The organism is Achromobacter sp. Root565 (assembly GCF_001427425.1).
GTDB classification, from domain to species: Bacteria; Pseudomonadota; Gammaproteobacteria; order Burkholderiales; family Burkholderiaceae_B; genus Achromobacter; species Achromobacter spanius_D.
Genome location: NZ_LMGO01000001.1, coordinates 2,103,657 through 2,120,685, shown reverse-complemented (window position 1 = coordinate 2,120,685; position 17,029 = coordinate 2,103,657). Strand labels below are relative to the sequence as shown.

The following is a 17,029-nucleotide window of genomic DNA, read 5'->3' as shown; positions in this document are numbered from 1 at the left end:
CGCCCACTGGCCGATCAATCAACGTAGCCGCAGTTACGGCGCATGCGCACAGATTGCCCGCAGCGGTCGCCTGCCTGGTTGAACTGTCTGGCCGCGAGCCATTACCCTTCAGACCCGTTTGCAAAGAGCACGACATGCTTTCGACACTGATATACCGCAGCCGAGCTGTCGAACCGATGAACGCTCAGGCGCTGGACGACCTCCTGACGCCCGCCCGCGCACGCAACGCTGCGATGCAGGTCACCGGCCTTTTGCTCTTTGACGGCGTTCATTTCGTGCAACTGCTGGAAGGCCCTGATGCGGCGGTCAGCCGGATATTCGATGCCATCCAGCGCGACGAGACCCACAAGAACGTTGTGCTTCTCATGCGGGATCATGGTCCCGCCCGCCGGTTTGGCGGGGACGCGATGGCCCTGCTTGACCTGCGAGCGCTCGACCCGCAACAGGTTTCCGCGCGCATCCTCGCAAAGATGAAAAAGCCGGCGCGGTGGGCGGGCAGTGATGACCGGGTGCTGAAGATCCTTGGCTGGTATGCCGATGCGCATGGCACGGACCATATCGTCGAAGGCGAGGACGCGGTCAACTGGCGGTTTGAGACCAGCAATGCCCCCTTGGCCCATGAAGACCCCGCGGCGCCTGCGCGGCCGTATCCTTTTGCGCTGCAACCCATCGTCGATCCCCTGCGGCGCGAGATAACCTCCTTTGAATTCCTGATCCGCGGGCAATCCGGCGGCTCGCCGGAACAGTTGTTCGCCAGCCTCGATCCCGCGGATCGTTACCGCGTGGACCTTGAGTCCAAAGCCTCGGCATTCGCGCTGGCGCAACGGCTGGGCCTGACCGACGTGAAGCTGTCGGTCAATCTGTTGCCCATGTCGCTGATCGAGGACTCGTCCGCCGTCGACCGCCTAGTGGATCAGGTCGCTGCGTGCGAGCTATTGCCGCAGAACGTAATCGTTGAAATCACCGAACAGGAAGCCATCGAACGGCCGCATGCCTTCAGGGACGCGATCGAGCGCCTGCGCCGGGCAGGCATTGGCGTCGCGATCGACGATTTCGGCGCGGGGTTTGCGGGCTTGTCGCTGCTGGCCGAATTTCAGCCGGACAAGCTCAAGATTGACCGTCAAATCATTCAGAACATTCATCTGGATGGACCCCGCCAGGCGATCGTCTGCGCCATTGCCCGCGCGTGCAGCGCCATGGGCATCACGCCCGTCGCCGAAGGCGTGGAGCGGGTCGAGGAATGGTGCTGGCTGCAAGCCGCCGGATTCGAACGGTTCCAAGGCTATCTGTTTGCCAGACCAGCGCTCAATGGGGTGCCTGCCGTGCGGTGGCCGGAGCGCGTCCGGCGGGACTGATCCGCCACGGCAGTCACCGCGCGAATTTACCGCCTTGCCGCCTTCGGCAACCACGCGGTAAACCAGGCCGCCGCTGCCAGCGCCGCCAGGATGACCACCGTGCCGACGGTGGGCGTGAAAGCCGGCACGTACATCATCGCCAGATCCGCCAGCACGATGACCATGAAAGCGCCAGCCCACGCCCACGCGATCCGTTCCGCAGTGCGCCGGAACGCGGGACGGGCGGCCACTTCGGGGGTCACGCGTTCTATCGCGTACTGAAGCGTGAAAGGCCGGCCGGCAAAGATCGAACCCAGCACGATGGCCAGCAGGCCCGCGTCCACCAGCAGCCGAACGCTCAAGAGCGACGGGCTGAATTCCGCGAAGCGCGTCGCGAAGGCCAGCGCCCCAAAGAGGACCAGCGATCCCACTTCCAGTGTCTTGGGCGAAGCATGAAGGATGAACCGGTCCCGGATTACCAGAAGGGCAGAAACGGCCGTGGCCGCCACGAGCGCGGCGTGGGTGCCGACTCGGTGCTCCAGTAGCGCAAAGGTGATGAAGGGAACAAAGGCGAGCAGTAGTTTCACGGATGTTCCTCCGGCGAAGGCGTGCCGCTGAAATTAGCACTCGCCGTTTGTTTTCGCCAACGAAATTCGTCCCTTGATCGCGCCCGAACACGGCGGCGCCATCGCCCATCCGCACGATTTCACGCGGCCGGCGCTCCGGCTATTTTGTCCAGCACCTGTGCGCCCGGCACGCCGGGCATTCAAGAATCGTCAAGATTGTCGATTCTTGAATATTGCCTCGTGCGCTTGCCGATACCTTAGGGCTTTCGTTTTTAAGGATTGGACATGTACTCACTACCCAAGCGTTGTGGCGCGGAGTTTTTCGGCACTTTCTGGCTGGTGCTGGGCGGTTGCGGCGCGGCGGTGCTGGCCGCCGGATTTCCCCAATTGGGCATCGGATTCGCGGGCGTTGCGCTGGCATTCGGCCTGACTGTCCTGACGATGGTCTTTGCCGTTGGCCACATATCCGGCGGGCACTTCAACCCGGCCGTCACGGTGGGGCTGGTGGCTGGCGGCCGATTCCCCGCCCGCGAAATCGTGCCGTACGTCATCGTCCAGGTCCTGGGCGCCATCGCGGCTGCGGCGGTTCTCGCGTGCATTGCAAACGGCAAACTGGGTTTCGACCTGAAGGCTAGCCACTTTGCCGCCAATGGCTATGGCGCCTATTCCCCGGGCAAATACACGCTGCTGTCAGCGCTGGTGACCGAAGTGGTGCTGACGGCCGGGTTCATCTTCGTGATTCTCGGCGCCACCAGCAGGCGGGCGCCGGCCGGGTTTGCGGCCATCCCCATCGGCTTTGCGCTGACCCTCATCCACCTCATCAGCATTCCGGTCACCAACACGTCGGTGAACCCGGCGCGATCGACCGGACCGGCGCTGTTCGTGGGCGGCTGGGCGCTGGAACAGTTGTGGCTGTTCTGGGTGGCGCCGATCGTTGGCGCGATCATCGGGGCGGTGGCCTACCGGTTGGTCAGCGACCCGGCGATCGAGCGCGCCTGACAAGCCCGAAGCGCGGCGTCGCGGATCAAATTTGGCGCCGCCAGCTGGAAAACGGGGGCGGTCCGGGCGAGGGGCAACGAGGCAGGTTGTACATTACGCACTATCACCTGCTTCACCTTTACAGGATCGCCCATCATGACCGCCCCAGAAGTCGTAATTTCCCCCTCGATCGCCTGCGCGAACGACCGGCCCTTCGTGCTGTTCGGCGGCATCAATGTGCTGGAATCCAAGGATCTGGCGCTGCGCGCCTGCGAGGAATACCAGCGCGTCACCGCCAAGCTGGGCATCCCCTACGTGTTCAAGGCCTCGTTCGACAAAGCCAACCGCTCGTCGATCCACTCGTATCGCGGACCGGGCCTCGAAGAAGGCATGAAGATCTTCGAAGCCGTGAAAAAGGAGTTCGGCGTTCCGGTCATTACCGACGTGCACGAGCCCTGGCAGGCGGCGCCGGTGGCCGAAGTCGCAGACATCCTGCAACTGCCGGCCTTTTTGGCGCGCCAGACCGATCTGGTGGTCGCACTGGCCAAGACGCAGCGGGTGGTCAACATCAAGAAGCCGCAGTTTCTCAGCCCCGCGCAGATGCTGAACATCGTCGAGAAGTTCACCGAAGCCGGCAACGACAAGCTGATTCTCTGCGATCGCGGCACAAGCTTTGGCTACGACAACCTGGTCGTCGACATGCTGGGCTTCGGCGTCATGAAAAAGGTGTCCGGCAACCGCCCGCTGATCTTCGACGTGACCCACGCGCTGCAGCAGCGTTCGTCGCTGGACGCGGCATCCGGTGGCCGTCGTGAACAGGTGGCGGACCTGGCACGCGCCGGCATGGCGGTCGGGCTGGCGGGCCTCTTTCTGGAAGCCCACCCCGATCCCAAGAACGCGAAATGCGACGGCCCCAGCGCCCTGCCGCTGGACAAGCTTGAACCCTTCCTGACGCAGCTCAAGCAGCTGGACGACCTGGTGAAGTCCTTTGCGCCGATCGACATCGAACCCTGACGCGCGCGCGGTCATCACACGGCCGCCAAGCTGTTATACGATCCAGGCCACACTTTAGGGAGGCCTGGATGTCTTTGTATGTGATCGTCGCCGTGCGCAAAGAGGCCGGGAGCGGCCATATCGCCTACGTGCGCTGGGGGCAGGCCGTGCGCGGCGTCCCCGGGTGGATCTCGGAGCCCACGACGGCCGCAGCCTCCGAAGTGATCGAACTCATCAAGGACGGCGCCGACGTCGAAACCGCGATCAGCGTCGATGGCCTGACCGTCGCATCGCGCGCGGTGCGCGTGCTGGTGGATGCCGGCGGGCGAGAACACCTCGCATCCGTGCCGGTACCCAGTTCGACCTTGCACACGCTGTTCGACCTGCCGGAGTTCTGACAGGCCCGGGCTGCCCTAGCGGCGGCCCTCGGCGAAGTTGACCAATGCGTCGCCCGCCATCCGATAGCGCACCCATTCGTCCTGGGGCAGGGCGCCGATGGATTGATAGAAGTCGATGGCGGGCTGGTTCCAGTCCAGCACGCTCCATTCCAGCCGTCCGCAGCCGTTGGCCACGGCCTCGCGCGCCAGATGGCGCAGCAGGTCGCGGCCGGCGCCGATGCCACGGTGCTCGGGTGTGACGTATAGGTCTTCCAGGTAAATGCCGTTCTTTCCGAGCCAAGTGGAATAGCTGTAGAAATAGACGGCGTAGCCGATGGCCTTGCCGTCCAGCAGGCACATCAATGCACGGGCGGGGGCGCCTTCGGCGAACAAGGTGCGCTCGACGTCGGCGGCGCTGGCGATCACCTCATGGGCAGCGCGCTCATAGACGGCTAGTTCGGTGATGAAGGCATGGATCTGGGCCGCGTCCGACGGCGCGGCGGGACGGATTTCGATGTTCACGGAGCTTTCCTGTTTATTGGGATGGCTATCCTACTCGCTATTGGCGCAGGGGGCAGGTGGCGACGTCGGGAATACCCTTGTTGCGCGGCGGACCGCCCGGCGCGACGCTTGATCGGGATTGCACCCAGAGTCCGGACGCGTGCTCACGAAGGATGCCCTCAATGCCCGAGACTTCGACTGCCGCGGCCCACAAGCCGCCGCCTGCTGGCCGTGGCCGGCGGTTTTCCTGGATCTGGCTGGTGCCGATCGTCGCGGCGCTGGGTGGCCTGCTGCTTGTGTTGAAGGTGTGGATGGACGCCGGGCCCGAGGCCACGATCAGCTTCCAGACGGCCGAAGGGCTGGAGGCCGGCAAGACACAGGTCCGCTACAAGGAAGTGAACGTCGGCACGGTCCAACGCGTGGCGCTCAACGCGGACCGGACCGGCGTGATCGCGACGGTGCGGCTGAACAAGGACGCGGCAGGGCTCCTGCAAGAAGGCACCGTGTTCTGGGTGGTGCGGCCCCGCCTGACACTCAGCGGCGTTTCCGGTCTGAGCACGTTGCTGTCCGGCGCCTACATCGGGCTGGATCCCGCCGGCCTGAAGGGCGGCAGCGATCCTGACAAGGCGACCAAATTCGCTTTCGCCGGCCTGGAGGTCCCGCCCGAGGTGACGCAGGACAGGCCGGGCAAGCGCTTCACCCTAAAGGGCCACGACCTCGGTTCGCTGGACATCGGGTCGCCCGTCTATTACAAGCGCATCGCGGTGGGACAGGTGGTGAGCTATCGCCTGGATGCCGCCGGCAAGGGCGTCGACATCCAGGTGTTCGTCGATGCCCCCAACGACGCCTTCGTCAACGAAGGCACGCGTTTCTGGAACGCCAGCGGGGTGGATTTCTCGGTGGACGCGGGCGGGCTGCAAGTGCGGTCTCCGTCGCTGGTCTCGGTGATCGTTGGCGGCGTCGCTTTCGACTCCGTCGAGACCCGGCTGCACACTGCGGCCAAGCCGGACGCCGCGTTCGTCATCTTCCCTTCCGAAACCGCGGCGCGCGCGCAGCCGGACGGCGCGCCGCTGCGCATCCGCATGCGGTTCGATCAGTCGGTGCGAGGACTGTCCGTCGGCGCGCCGATCGACGCGTTCGGCGCGTCGGTCGGGCAGGTGGATGCCATCGGACTGGAACTGGATCGCACCACGCAGCAGTTCTATGCGCTGGTGGACGCCACCCTCTATCCCGAGCGGCTGGGCGCGAAGACGTTCGAGGAAATCAAGGAGTTTTCCGGCTCGACCGACACGCATCCCAGCGGCAAGCTGATGGCCGCCATGATCGACCAGGGATTGCGGGCGCAGTTGCGCATCGGCAATTTGCTGACGGGCCAGTTGTATGTCGCCATGGCGGTGTTTCCCGACGCCGAGCCCGTGACGTTCAAGATGGAAGAAGCGCCTTTCATCCCCACGGTGCCGAACAATCTGGACCAGTTGCAGCTTCAACTGAACAGCATCCTGACCAAGCTCGACAGGATCCCCTTTGAAGGCCTGGGCAGCGAACTCAACAACCTGCTGCAGGGCACGTCCAAGCTGATAAAGCGCCTGGACACGCAGCTTGCGCCCGAGGCGACCGCGACGTTGCGTCAGGCAAGCCGGTCACTGGCCGCCGTCGGTGGGCTGCTCAGCCCCGATTCCGGTTTGCCCGTCAACACGAGCGCGCTGCTGCAAGAACTGGCGCGCACGGCGCGTTCCTTGCGGGAACTGGCCGACTACCTGCAAACCCATCCGGGATCGTTGCTGCGGGGCCGCGCGCCGGATCCGGTGACAGGGCGAGCGCCCGCCCGATGAGCGACCCTTCCGTGCGGCTACGCAGGTGTCAGACACCGGTTCCCATCAGGAACGCCACTTGCTGCAGGAATCCAGGGGCGCCTCGCCTATGCGGACCGAGCGGCGCCGAGTCTTAGCGGAGATTCAGCATGGACCATAGTGAAATGATGGCTCGCATGATCACATTGCCAGTGTCGCCGGGCAGGTTCGACGGGTGGGATGGCGTACTCTCCACCCTTGCGGACTGTCTCATGCAGGTGCAGGGAAAGCTCACGGAAACCGATGTGAAGCGCTTCCTGGACGTGGGCGCCCTGGTGTACCGCACCTGCTGTCAGGATGAGGCGCGTCAGCGCTGGACCGCCGAGGAATTAGCTGCCTTTCACCGCAAGGCCCCCGCCGACGCCTGAGGCGCGTCACATTGCGGACCCAATCACGCTGCGGATCAAAACAGGCATTGCCTCAGCGCGAAGGTCCGGCCAAACGCGCGGACCTCGTCGCCGTCCACCGACGCCGACACATCCCAATGGTCGCCGCGCGTCACAAGAATGGATTGGCTGGAAAAGGCGTGGCGCAGCGCAAACTGCCAGAACGCGGCTTCCGAACCTTCGGGCGCCAGATCATGGGGCCCTATCTGCAGCCGCGACGGCCGGGGCGTGGCGCCCAGCGACCACTTCAAGGCGATCAGCAAAAACGCGAAACGCGCGGACGTGGAGGCGGGCTGAATGCACAGGACTCGGATCTTGTCGCTCATGGCCATCACCCTGGCTGAACAGATGAACCAGCGTAGCAAACGCCGTGCCGCCCATCCATACCGCGTTTGGTCGATCCTGCGCAGCGCCCGTTTTCTGGCGCGTGCCGCTCGTGTTGCTAGAATGGCCGGCCCCTCAGCGCCGGCTTGCACAGGAGAAGTTCATGTCCCGAATCGTCGTCAATCCCGATACGGTATTCAACTCTGTGCAGTACGGTTTCAGCCAGGCGGTCATCGTGACCGGCCAGCGCCGCATGCTGCTGTCCGGCCAGGTTGGCGTGGACGCCAACGAAAAGACAGTCGGCCCGGGGCTGCAGGTGCAGACCGAGGCCGCGCTGGACAATATCGAACGGGTACTGGCGGCGGGCGGCGGCAATCTGTCGCAGGTCATCATGCTTCGCATCTACATCTGCGACTCGGTAAGTACCGAACAGGAAGTCGTGGCGCAGGCGCTGCGGGACCGCTTCAAGGTGGATCCGCCGCCGTCTTCATGGATCATCGTCAGCGGGCTGTCGCTGCCGGAATGGCTGATCGAGATTGAAGCGGAAGCGATGCTGGATTGAGTAGATTGCAGGCCGGCGGGCGCGATGCCTGCGGGCCCGTCATGCCGGCGCCTCGCGCCACGGCGGCACGGCGAAGGCGGCGCGCAGGGACGCCAGAAATCCCGCCGTGCGCGCGGACAGTTCCTGCCGCGATTTCACCAGCGCCACCACATTCGCGTCGGGCAAGTTCCAGCCCGACAGCAGCGGCACGAGCTCGCCCGTGCGCACGTGCTCGGCCACGTCCCATTCCGATCGCGCAATGATGCCGTGTCCAGCACGCGCCCAGTCCAGCGCTGTCGCGCCCGCATTGCAGGACATGACGGGCGCGATGCGCACGCCGACAGCCGTGCCGCGGAGACGCCGGAACCGCCACAGCGTCACGTCCTCGTCGTTCTCGCGTAAGGCGATGCAGTCGTGGTTGCGCAGGTCTTCCGGCGTCGCGGGCGCACCGCGGCGCGCCAGGTAATCGCGCGACGCGCACAGAATGCGGCGGTTGGGCGCCAGCGGGTAGGCAACCAGCGTTGAATCGCGCAGCTCACCGATGTGGACCATCACGTCCCAGTTGTCCGACGCCAGGCGGGGAGGGCCGTCCGACAACGTCAGGCTGGCCGTCACGTCTTCACTGCGCGATCGGAAATCCGCCACCAATCCGGCGATGTAGCGCTGGCCGAATCCCAGCGGCGCCACCACACGAAGATGCCCCGCCACGACGCCGCGCCGGCCCGCCAGCTCGTCCGCCAGCTCGGTCAGGTCATTGCAGATCTGTGCGGCGCGCTTGGTCAGGAGATGGCCTTCTTCGGTCAGCGCAATGCCGCGGGCCGACCGGTTGACCAATCTGACGCCCAGCCGCTTCTCCAGCGCATTCAGACGCTGCGTCACCGCAGGCGGCGTCACATCCAGCGCGCGGGCCGCCTGCGCAAGCGAGCCGGCAGAGGACAGGCTTAGAAAAAAACGCAGATCATCGGTCGCGATCATTCAGTCAAGGCTTAATGGGATATTAAGTTGCTATTAAACCCGGTAAGCGGCATCCGCGCCATACTGCACGCTGATTCCCGCGGGTCCGTCGTGCCCGCGCTCCCTCGCCGAAGAGATTGCCATGACCCTGCAAACCGCCGCGTCCACGCTGGATGCCCTGGAAACGCCCTGCCTGCTGCTCGACGAAACGCGCATGACGGGCAATATCGAACGGCTGAACGGCTTGATGGCCGGTCACGGCGTCCGGTTGCGTCCCCATCTGAAAACCCCCAAATCCATCGAGGTAGCCCGTCGTCTCATGGCAACGCCGCAAGGACCGGCCGCCGTTTCGACCCTGCAGGAGGCCGAACAGTTTGCCGCCGCAGGCGTCACGGATCTGCTGTATGCAGTCGGCGTGTCGCCGTCGAAACTCGACCGCGTGCTGGCCTTGCGTCAGAGCGGCGTGGACCTGACAGTGGTGGTCGACAGCCTGGAAGCCGCGCGTGCGGTGTCGGCGCGTGCGAAGGCCGCTGGCGACCCCATTCCGGCGCTCATCGAGATCGATTGCGATGGCCACCGCGCCGGCGTGCAGCCCAAGGACACGGATCGACTGCTGGCGATCGCACGCGTGCTGCACGAAGACGGCGCCTGCCTGCGCGGCGTCATGACGCACGCGGGCGAATCCTATGGGTGCCGCAGCGTCGAGGCGATTGCAGACATGGCCGAACAGGAGCGCTGGGCCGCCGTCAGTTGCGCAGAAGCGATTCGCGGCGCAGGCCTGCCGTGCCCGGTGGTCAGCGTCGGTTCAACGCCCACCGCGCACTTTGCGCGCAAGCTGGATGGCGTGACGGAAGTCCGCGCCGGGGTGTATGTCTTTTTTGATCTGGTCATGGCCGGGCTGGGCGTGTGCAGCGTGGACGACATCGCCGCCACGGTGCTCACCACCGTCATCGGCCATCAGCCCGAGAAGGGCTGGATTCTGGTCGACGCGGGATGGATGGCCATGTCGCGGGACCGCGGCACGGCAAAGCAGCCGGTAGACCAGCTATACGGCCTGGTGTGCGATGCGCAGGGCAAGGTCTACCCGGACGTGCTGCTGGCCGAAACCAACCAGGAGCAGGGCATCATCAAGGTGCGCCCCGGCAGCAACGCGGTCCTGCCCGACCTGCCCATCGGCGCCAAGTTGCGCATCGTCCCGAATCACGCTTGCGCGACCTGCGCGCAGCACGATGCCTACGAGGTCGTGCGTCCCGGCGAGCCGGGCGTCGTTGCACGTTGGGAACGCTTCCGTGGCTGGTAGGCCGCACCTCAACAAGGAATCCGCCATGGACTTCATTCAAACGTCCGAGGCCACGCCGCCCGCCGGGCATTACTCCCAGGCGGTTCGCGCCAACGGCTTCGTCTTCGTCTCGGGCCAACTGGGCTTTTTGCCGCCGGCCGAACCTGGCGCGCGTCCCGTTCTGGCGGCGGACGCGGCCGGCCAGACACGTGAGGCGCTACGCAGCGTGCGGGCCATTCTGGAGGCCGCGGGCTCGTCGCTGTCGTCGGTGGTCAACGTCACCGTGTACATCCCGGACGTCAGCCTGTGGGATGAGGTCAACGCGGTCTACGAAGCCTGCTTTGGCAGCCATCGCCCGGCGCGCGCCATCGTGCCCACGCGTGAACTCCACTACGGCGCATTGGTGGAAATCAGTGTGGTAGCGGTGACCTGAACGCGGTTCGCATTCTGCCCGGGGGGGGAGGGTGTGGCCCCAAAGGCCGAAGGACAGGCGCCGCCTATAATGCCTGCGCCTCAATGCCCTTGGCGGAGACCGTCCACATGCACTACGAGTATCTGTTCTGGTCCATGGCTGCCATGGTGGCCGCCGCGCTTGCCGGCGGCGCCTTGTGCGGCCGGCTGCAGTCGATCAAGCATCTGGTGATCGGCCTGCTGGGATTGGCGGCGGCGATCTTCACGGCGGTGCTATTGCTTGCGCGCCAGGGGGGATTCGACGAACTGGCGGCGATGCTGTCGATCGCCGCCTTCATGTTCAGCCTGGTGATTGGCGCGGCAGCGGCGCTGCTGACGCGTCGCATCCGGCAGCAGCGGCTTCATTCTTCCGCGTCGTAGTCCTCGTCCTCATCGTCTTCGTCGTCCTCATCCTGCTCGAGGGCGTCGTACCCCTTCCAGGTGATGCGCCAGCGCGTTGCGCCCGCATTCGCCGAAGTCTCGCTGACCTGCTTGACCAGGCCGGCGTCTTCCAGCAAGTCCAGGTGATGCGCGATGACCTGCAGGCCTTGCTCTTCGGGGTGGGGCGCCAGCGCGGCGTTCTTGATGTCGTGCGTGCTCAGGTTGGGGCCGGGGGCGTCGCGCAGGGCGCCCAGAATCGTGACGACCAGATCGAAATCGCGTTGCATGATGTCCACCATGTAGGGATAAAAGAACACGACGACGATAGCAGACTTCGGCTGCAGCAATAGGACAGCGCGCGCGCCTGCGTTACAGTCCGGGGTTCTTGCTAAACCACATTCGAAAACACCATGAAAAAACCCGCAGAACGGGATTGCCTGGCGGTCGTCCCCGGCTACACGGGCCAGTCCGCCAAGCTGTATCTCTCGCGCGGCGAGGATGAGCGTATCGACGGCGTGACCGTTTACGACCTGCTCGGCCACGTCAAGCAGCAGGGCGATGCCGAGTCCGCCGCCGTCTGGGTGGGCGAATGGCTCGCCAAAGAGGCCGACAACCGCAAGGCCCGCCGCACCCAGCTCCAAGCTCAGATGTTCCTCTGCAAGCTGGCTGGTGACGAGAAGACCGCGTTCCTGGCCGCACAGAAGCCGCTGGCCCGTGTGCTGGCCGAAGCCGGGGTGCGCAGCCGCAGTGTGGCCGCCACATCCGGGGCCGCTCGCCAGTCACTCGGCCCCCTGACCAAGAAACGTTAGCCCAAGGCTGTTATAGTCGCGCCTGGGCGTGCGTGAGCACCTGCACGGTGCGCGCCCTGGCGGGCTCGGCCCGCAAATCAAGGAAGATGGAAATGGAAATACTCAGTCGGCACGTTGCCGACGTAGCGGGCGGCGTCGAGCTGCACACCACGCTGGATGGCGAAAGCATCAGCGTCTACGCCGTCATGGGCGTGGATGATCTCAATGCGATCGCAGACATCGTGCCGCGCGAAAAAGTCGAAGCAGGAGCGGACATACACGCCGCCAATGTCGACAATGTTGATAATGCGCAAGAACAGATCGACCAAGTGCTGGAAAATATGAATCCCGGCGACGTGGCGGTTTTCCTTTGCTCGGGCCCCGATGCTTTCGGCGCGGCGCTCGACTTGTTGGGTTTACCTATCGACGAGTAAGCCTGACGGCAAACCATAGTGTCATCCAAACGGCGTATTGCAGGTCGCGCTGACTTTAGATGGCATTTATATAAGCCTTGTTTGTTTTTTTATGATGTATGGGTGTTTACACCTATGCAGGGACCCGTTTTGCCTTTAAAAACGTGCGAATTAACTGCGCAGTTTCTCTTTGTTGCATTATTGGCACGTATTTTTTAGGATTATGTTGACTTGTGAGGGGAACATAACGATAGTGTCGGCACACGATCACAAGCGTTGCGATTTTCGATCAGTGCCGTGCCTTTTCCGGCTCAGCGTTATTGTTCTACTGTCCCCTCCTTGATTGATTCGTGACCTCCGGGCATTTGCCCATTATCTCTAGGAAATACAGTATGGAAACCGGCGTCGTTAAGTGGTTCAATTCGGAAAAGGGTTATGGCTTCATCACCCCGGAAGCGGGCGGCAAGGACCTCTTCGCTCACTTCTCCGAAATTCAGGGCTCGGGCTTCAAGTCTCTGGAAGAGAACCAGCGCGTCAGCTTTGTGACGGCCAATGGCCCCAAGGGCCCGCAAGCCACGAAGATTCAAGTCCTGTAAGGATCTGAGTTTTCTCAAGAAGGCCCCCTAGTGGGGCCTTTTTTGTTTTCTGCGCGTTATCAATCCTACGGATCCATCGCCGCCATGACCGCTACCTTGCCCACGCCGATTGCCACGCCGTTCGTCACGCAACCCCACGAAGTGGTCGATTTCTGGCTCGATTCCGGGCCCGCGCAATGGTTCAGTAAGAGCGCACAGTTCGATGCCGACTTTTGCGCGCGCTTCGAAGCCGCGCACATGGCGGCTGCTGCCCGCCAACTCGATGCGTGGCTGGACGAACCCGCGGGCGCGATCGCGCTGATGATTCTGTTGGACCAGTTCCCCCGCAATGCCTACCGCGATACTGGACATATGTTCGCCACCGATGCGCTGGCGCTGCATTTTGCCGAACGCGCCATCGCGGCAGGCCACGACCTGCAAGTCGATGCCTCGCTGCGCCAGTTTTTCTATATGCCGTTCGAACACGCCGAGAACCTGGCCGCGCAGAATCGGGCTATCGCGTTGATGGAGCCGCTGGGCGCCGACGCCGTGCGCTGGGCCGTCCTGCATCGCGACATCATCAAGCGATTCGGACGCTTCCCGCATCGGAATGCGGCGCTGGGACGCCAGACCACCCAGGCTGAACGCGAGTTCCTGGAGTCGGGCGGTTTTGCAGGGTAGGGCTCCGCTGCGCGCAGGCGGCGCGAAGCGACGCGGTGTCCACGTGTATCGGTACGTGGCAAGTTGAAAATGTTGGGCGCCCGCACGGGCCCGGCTTGCGCTCTTTAGCGGGTGTAGCAGGCGTTTTCCGGGGTCAATCCCGCCCTTTCGGACATTTGACGTTTTTCCGGGTTCGCCAATAAACTGATTTCAGCGAGATTCTCAAGCGACGCGGTCTGCGTTCTCCTTGGTCGCCGTCAGTGGTGCCGCGGTTGCTATCCTCTCCCATCCTTGAAGATCTGGCGTCCCGCGAGCAATCGCTTTTTAGGTCAAGGACATCCCATGGCAACCGGCATCGTCAAGTGGTTCAACGCCGAGAAGGGTTATGGCTTCATCATGCCCGACGACGGCAGCAAGGATCTTTTCGCTCACTACTCTGAAATCCGTAGCGAAGGCTATAAGTCGCTACAAGAAAACCAGCGGGTCACTTTCGACGTTGGAACCGGACCCAAGGGTCCCAGCGCCAAGAACATCAAGGTCGCGGCCTGAGATCTCTCGGGTAGCGTTCCGGGTCCGCCCGGCGTTCTATCCATAAAAAAGCCCCCACGGCTTGCTGCGTGGGGGCTTTTTTTGTCCTGGCTTTCTTCAGTGCTTGCCGTTGCCGCTGGACGACAGCTTGTCGACCAGGGCGATTCCCAGCGCCGACAGGATGAAGATGGCGTGGATGATGGTCTGCCACATCACGCCGGCTTCGGTAAAGCGCGCGTTCGGCGTGCCGATGGTGCCGGCTTCGATGAAGGTGCGCAGCAGGTGGATCGACGAGATGCCGATGATGGCCATCGCAAGCTTTACCTTAAGCACGCTGGCATTCACGTGGCTGAGCCATTCAGGCTGGTCAGGGTGGTTCTGCAAGCGCAGGCGGGACACGAAGGTCTCGTATCCGCCCACGATGACCATCACCAGCAGGTTGGAGATCATGACCACGTCGATCAGTCCCAGCACGATCAGCATGATCTCCATTTCGCCGAAGCTGGTGGCGTGCGTGACCAGGTGCCAGAGCTCCTTGAGGAACAGCATGACATAGACGCCCTGCGCGACGATCAGGCCCAGGTACAGCGGTAGCTGCAACCAGCGCGAACTGAAGATGAGACTGGGAAGCAGGCCAAGGCGGGGAGGGGGATTCGGGATCATGTTGGGTGCGAGCCGTTGGGGTTTGCGAAAAAAAGCGCGGCGGCAATTCTAACAACGCCATGGGACAGCGGACATCTCTTTTGGCTGGCTTCAAGAGGCCTGGCGGTGCGTAGCATGGCAGCCCTCGAATTGCTCGGCTTTTTGGTAAGTGAAAATCGCATTTGCGAAACTCTGTGCCGGAATGCTTCGAGAGCTATTGGCGTATATAGAATTGCCGCCTCGTTTGCATAGAACAAGTCAATAGGAGTTTGTTCCCATGAAGATCCGCTACACCGTCGCCGCGTTGGCCTTTGTGCTCGCACCGTACTCGGCCGCACATGCGTTCGATATCGGTGGGCTCGTTGGCGCGGGCAGCAAGGTTGTCCAGGCGGCTACGCTGAGCGACGCCGAGATCAAGTCCGTGTCTGACCAAGCGTGCGCGCAACTCGACTCGCAAGAAAAGATCGCCGCGCCGGGCAGCAAATATGACGCCCGGCTGCAAAAGATCGCCAAGTCGTTGGGCAGCTCGGTCAATGGCCAGAAGGCAAGCTACAAGGTCTACATGACCAAGGATGTCAATGCGTGGGCCATGGCCAACGGCTGCATCCGCGTCTATAGCGGTCTCATGGACCTGATGACCGACGATGAGGTGATGGGCGTGGTGGGTCACGAAATCGGCCACGTGGCGCTGGGTCACACCAAGAAGGCGATGCAGACGGCCTACACGGTGTCGGCGGCGCGTGACGCGGCTGGCGCGGCGGGCGGCGCGACTGTTGCCAAGCTGAGCGCCTCGCAACTGGGCGACCTGTCCGAGAAGTTCATCAATGCGCAGTTCTCGCAGTCGCAGGAAAGCGCGGCGGACGATTATTCGTTTGATCTGCTGCAGTCCAAGAAGCAGAACACCCGTGGTCTCGTGACCGCGTTCCAGAAGCTGGCCGAGCTGAACGGCGGCAAGAGCGATATGATGAGCTCCCACCCGTCCTCGACCAAGCGTGCGCAGCACATCGAAGATCGCATCGCCAAGGCCAAGTAACCTCGCGGCCAGGCGTCCGTCCTCGCTTTTTGGGCGATAAACGGGGCGCGAGCATCCGGGCAATTCCGGGGCTCGCGCCCCTTTGCGTCAGGGTTCCGGAAGTTTCCGGTAAAATGCCGCGTTTATCCGCCCGTAATCTCATCTCTCGGAAAATAGGTCTTTTAATGCAGCCTGTGGTTGAAACCCTCTCCGGCCTGGAGCGCCGTGTTGATCTGGCCGTCTCGGTGGCCGACGTCGAAAAGGAAGTCCAGGCGCAATTGAAGCGCGTGGCTCGGACCGCCAAGGTCCCCGGCTTCCGTCCGGGCAAGGCGCCGCTCGCCATGCTCGAGCGCAGCCATGGTCCCAGCATCCGCTACGACGTGATCAATAGCCAAGTTGGCCGTGCCTTTGAACAAGCCATCGACGGCGCCAAGCTGCGCGTCGCTGGCGCCCCGAACCTCGAGCCCAAGACGGAAGGCGTTTCCGACGACACGCTGGCGTTCACCGCCACGTTCGAGGTCTATCCTGAAGTCGCCGTGCCGGACCTGTCCGACCTGGCCGTCACCCGCTACGAAACCGCCGTCACCGACGCAGAAGTCCAGCAGACGCTGGATGTGCTGCGCAAGCAACGCGCCACGTTCGAAGCCCGTGAAGGCCGCGCCAGCGCCGACGGCGACCGCGTCACCCTCGACTTCGCCGGCACCATCGACGGCGTGCCGTTCGAAGGCGGCAAGGCCGAAGACTTCCCGTTCGTGCTGGGCCAAGGCCGCATGCTGCCGGAATTCGAAGAAGCCGCCCGCGGCCTGAAGGCTGGCGAAACCAAGGTTTTCCAGCTCAAGTTCCCGGACGACTACCAAGGTGTGGAAGTCGCTGGCAAGACTGCCGAATTCACCATCACCATCAAGGAAGTGGCTGAAGGCGTCCTGCCCGAACTGAACGGCGAATTCGCCAAGTCGCTCGGCCAAGCCGAAGGCGACGTCGAAAAGCTGAAGGCCGACATCCGCAGCAACATCGAGCGCGAAGTCAAAGTTCGTTCGCAAGGCCGCACCAAGTCCAGCGTCATGGACGCCCTGGTCGAAGCCGGTAAGTTCGACGTGCCGAAGGCCCTGATCGACAACGACGTGCAAGGCCGTATCGCCGCTGCCCGCGAAGAACTGAAGCAGCGCGGCGTGCCGAACGCCGAATCCGTGCCGATCCCGGCCGAGGCCTTCTCGACCGAATCCGAGCGCCGTGTCCGCCTGGGCCTGCTGGTGTCCGAACTGGTCAAGCAAGCTCAGCTGCAAGCCAAGCCGGAACAGGTTCGCGCGCGCATCGAAGAATTCGCCCAGAACTACGAACAACCCGCCCAGGTTGTCAGCTATTACCTGGCAGACCGCCAGCGTCGTGCTGAAATCGAGGCTATCGTGCTCGAAGACAACGTCGTCGCGCATGTTCTGGAAAAGGCTAAGGTCACCGACGAAAAGGTGGCTTTCGATCAGTTGATGGGGATGGCGTAAC

The 17,029-nt window shown here is 63.4% G+C and carries 23 protein-coding genes; 17 read left to right on the top strand and 6 right to left on the bottom strand.

The genetic code is table 11. The annotated features are described in order from the left end of the window. Positions 1 to 53: 53 nt before the first annotated feature. Positions 54 to 1,355 (top strand): diguanylate phosphodiesterase, encoded by a 1,302-nt coding sequence (locus ASD71_RS09500; protein WP_235512074.1) that lies wholly within the window; start codon positions 54 to 56, stop codon positions 1,353 to 1,355. A gap of 26 nt (positions 1,356 to 1,381) precedes the next feature. Here ASD71_RS09500 and ASD71_RS09495 read toward each other — a convergent pair whose 3' ends face one another. Next, positions 1,382 to 1,921, bottom strand: a complete 540-nt coding sequence (locus tag ASD71_RS09495; RefSeq protein ID WP_056562486.1) for a hypothetical protein — start codon at positions 1,919 to 1,921, stop codon at positions 1,382 to 1,384. A gap of 264 nt (positions 1,922 to 2,185) precedes the next feature. Here ASD71_RS09495 and aqpZ point away from each other — a divergent pair, with 264 nt between their 5' ends. The 3 genes from aqpZ to ASD71_RS09480 all read left to right on the top strand — a co-directional run bounded on the left by aqpZ (position 2,186) and on the right by ASD71_RS09480 (position 4,269). Next, positions 2,186 to 2,899 (top strand): aquaporin Z, encoded by a 714-nt coding sequence (gene aqpZ, locus ASD71_RS09490; protein ID WP_056562482.1) that lies wholly within the window; start codon positions 2,186 to 2,188, stop codon positions 2,897 to 2,899. A gap of 135 nt (positions 2,900 to 3,034) precedes the next feature. Continuing rightward, on the top strand, positions 3,035 to 3,892 hold the full coding sequence (gene kdsA / locus ASD71_RS09485; protein ID WP_056562479.1) for a 3-deoxy-8-phosphooctulonate synthase: 858 nt from the start codon (positions 3,035 to 3,037) through the stop codon (positions 3,890 to 3,892). 68 nt (positions 3,893 to 3,960) lie between these two features. Continuing rightward, positions 3,961 to 4,269, top strand: a complete 309-nt coding sequence (locus ASD71_RS09480) for a DUF3892 domain-containing protein (RefSeq protein ID WP_056562476.1) — start codon at positions 3,961 to 3,963, stop codon at positions 4,267 to 4,269. Between the two features lie 15 nt (positions 4,270 to 4,284). On the opposite strand, the gene ASD71_RS09475 is transcribed toward ASD71_RS09480, so the two are convergent. Further along, entirely contained in the window at positions 4,285 to 4,770 is a 486-nt protein-coding gene (locus tag ASD71_RS09475; RefSeq protein WP_056562474.1) for a GNAT family N-acetyltransferase, read from the bottom strand. A gap of 161 nt (positions 4,771 to 4,931) precedes the next feature. Here ASD71_RS09475 and ASD71_RS09470 point away from each other — a divergent pair, with 161 nt between their 5' ends. Together ASD71_RS09470 and ASD71_RS09465 are read left to right on the top strand one after the other, a co-directional pair. Next, positions 4,932 to 6,581: an intermembrane transport protein PqiB gene (locus tag ASD71_RS09470; RefSeq protein ID WP_056562472.1), complete on the top strand. Its 1,650-nt coding sequence runs from the start codon at positions 4,932 to 4,934 to the stop codon at positions 6,579 to 6,581. Positions 6,582 to 6,709: 128 nt separating this feature from the next. Beyond that, a complete protein-coding gene (locus ASD71_RS09465; protein ID WP_056562469.1) occupies positions 6,710 to 6,967 on the top strand; it encodes a hypothetical protein in 258 nt (85 codons plus the stop codon). 35 nt (positions 6,968 to 7,002) lie between these two features. Here ASD71_RS09465 and ASD71_RS09460 read toward each other — a convergent pair whose 3' ends face one another. Next, complete coding sequence (locus ASD71_RS09460) at positions 7,003 to 7,311, bottom strand: hypothetical protein (RefSeq protein ID WP_056566687.1); 309 nt, start codon at positions 7,309 to 7,311, stop codon at positions 7,003 to 7,005. A gap of 161 nt (positions 7,312 to 7,472) precedes the next feature. Between ASD71_RS09460 and ASD71_RS09455 the strand changes: the two genes are divergently transcribed. After that, positions 7,473 to 7,871: a RidA family protein gene (locus ASD71_RS09455; protein ID WP_056562466.1), complete on the top strand. Its 399-nt coding sequence runs from the start codon at positions 7,473 to 7,475 to the stop codon at positions 7,869 to 7,871. 39 nt (positions 7,872 to 7,910) lie between these two features. Here the strand turns inward: ASD71_RS09455 and ASD71_RS09450 are convergent, their stop codons facing one another. Beyond that, positions 7,911 to 8,825, bottom strand: coding sequence for a LysR family transcriptional regulator (locus tag ASD71_RS09450; RefSeq protein WP_056562463.1), 915 nt, complete (start codon positions 8,823 to 8,825; stop codon positions 7,911 to 7,913). A gap of 121 nt (positions 8,826 to 8,946) precedes the next feature. On the opposite strand from ASD71_RS09450, the gene ASD71_RS09445 reads away from it, so the two are divergent. The 3 genes from ASD71_RS09445 (at position 8,947) to ASD71_RS09435 (ending at position 10,914) form a co-directional block, all read left to right on the top strand. Next, on the top strand, positions 8,947 to 10,104 hold the full coding sequence (locus tag ASD71_RS09445; RefSeq protein ID WP_056562460.1) for a DSD1 family PLP-dependent enzyme: 1,158 nt from the start codon (positions 8,947 to 8,949) through the stop codon (positions 10,102 to 10,104). A gap of 25 nt (positions 10,105 to 10,129) precedes the next feature. After that, positions 10,130 to 10,516 (top strand): RidA family protein, encoded by a 387-nt coding sequence (locus ASD71_RS09440; protein WP_056562457.1) that lies wholly within the window; start codon positions 10,130 to 10,132, stop codon positions 10,514 to 10,516. Positions 10,517 to 10,623: 107 nt separating this feature from the next. Then, entirely contained in the window at positions 10,624 to 10,914 is a 291-nt protein-coding gene (locus tag ASD71_RS09435) for a hypothetical protein (RefSeq protein ID WP_056562456.1), read from the top strand. Here the strand turns inward: ASD71_RS09435 and ASD71_RS09430 are convergent. After that, positions 10,896 to 11,201: a DUF2513 domain-containing protein gene (locus ASD71_RS09430; protein WP_056566684.1), complete on the bottom strand. Its 306-nt coding sequence runs from the start codon at positions 11,199 to 11,201 to the stop codon at positions 10,896 to 10,898. The two genes, ASD71_RS09435 and ASD71_RS09430, sit on opposite strands and share 19 nt — an antisense overlap. Positions 11,202 to 11,324: 123 nt before the next feature. Here ASD71_RS09430 and ASD71_RS09425 point away from each other — a divergent pair, with 123 nt between their 5' ends. The 5 genes from ASD71_RS09425 (at position 11,325) to ASD71_RS09405 (ending at position 13,899) form a co-directional block, all read left to right on the top strand. Continuing rightward, positions 11,325 to 11,723 carry a hypothetical protein gene (locus tag ASD71_RS09425; RefSeq protein WP_056562453.1) on the top strand — a complete coding sequence of 133 codons (399 nt, stop codon included), beginning with the start codon at positions 11,325 to 11,327 and terminating at the stop codon, positions 11,721 to 11,723. A gap of 92 nt (positions 11,724 to 11,815) precedes the next feature. Next, a complete protein-coding gene (locus tag ASD71_RS09420; RefSeq protein WP_056562450.1) occupies positions 11,816 to 12,136 on the top strand; it encodes a hypothetical protein in 321 nt (106 codons plus the stop codon). A 371-nt stretch (positions 12,137 to 12,507) separates the two neighbouring features. Next, a complete protein-coding gene (locus ASD71_RS09415) occupies positions 12,508 to 12,711 on the top strand; it encodes a cold-shock protein (protein WP_006220190.1) in 204 nt (67 codons plus the stop codon). Positions 12,712 to 12,795: 84 nt separating this feature from the next. After that, positions 12,796 to 13,371, top strand: coding sequence for a DUF924 family protein (locus ASD71_RS09410; protein ID WP_056566682.1), 576 nt, complete (start codon positions 12,796 to 12,798; stop codon positions 13,369 to 13,371). 321 nt (positions 13,372 to 13,692) lie between these two features. After that, on the top strand, positions 13,693 to 13,899 hold the full coding sequence (locus ASD71_RS09405) for a cold-shock protein (RefSeq protein ID WP_042794090.1): 207 nt from the start codon (positions 13,693 to 13,695) through the stop codon (positions 13,897 to 13,899). 96 nt (positions 13,900 to 13,995) lie between these two features. Here ASD71_RS09405 and ASD71_RS09400 read toward each other — a convergent pair whose 3' ends face one another. Then, positions 13,996 to 14,541 carry a TIGR00645 family protein gene (locus ASD71_RS09400; RefSeq protein WP_056562448.1) on the bottom strand — a complete coding sequence of 182 codons (546 nt, stop codon included), beginning with the start codon at positions 14,539 to 14,541 and terminating at the stop codon, positions 13,996 to 13,998. A gap of 256 nt (positions 14,542 to 14,797) precedes the next feature. Between ASD71_RS09400 and ASD71_RS09395 the strand changes: the two genes are divergently transcribed. Beyond that, positions 14,798 to 15,553, top strand: coding sequence for a M48 family metalloprotease (locus ASD71_RS09395; RefSeq protein WP_056562445.1), 756 nt, complete (start codon positions 14,798 to 14,800; stop codon positions 15,551 to 15,553). 164 nt (positions 15,554 to 15,717) lie between these two features. Next, positions 15,718 to 17,028 (top strand): trigger factor, encoded by a 1,311-nt coding sequence (gene tig, locus ASD71_RS09390; RefSeq protein ID WP_056562442.1) that lies wholly within the window; start codon positions 15,718 to 15,720, stop codon positions 17,026 to 17,028. Position 17,029 lies beyond the last annotated feature (1 nt).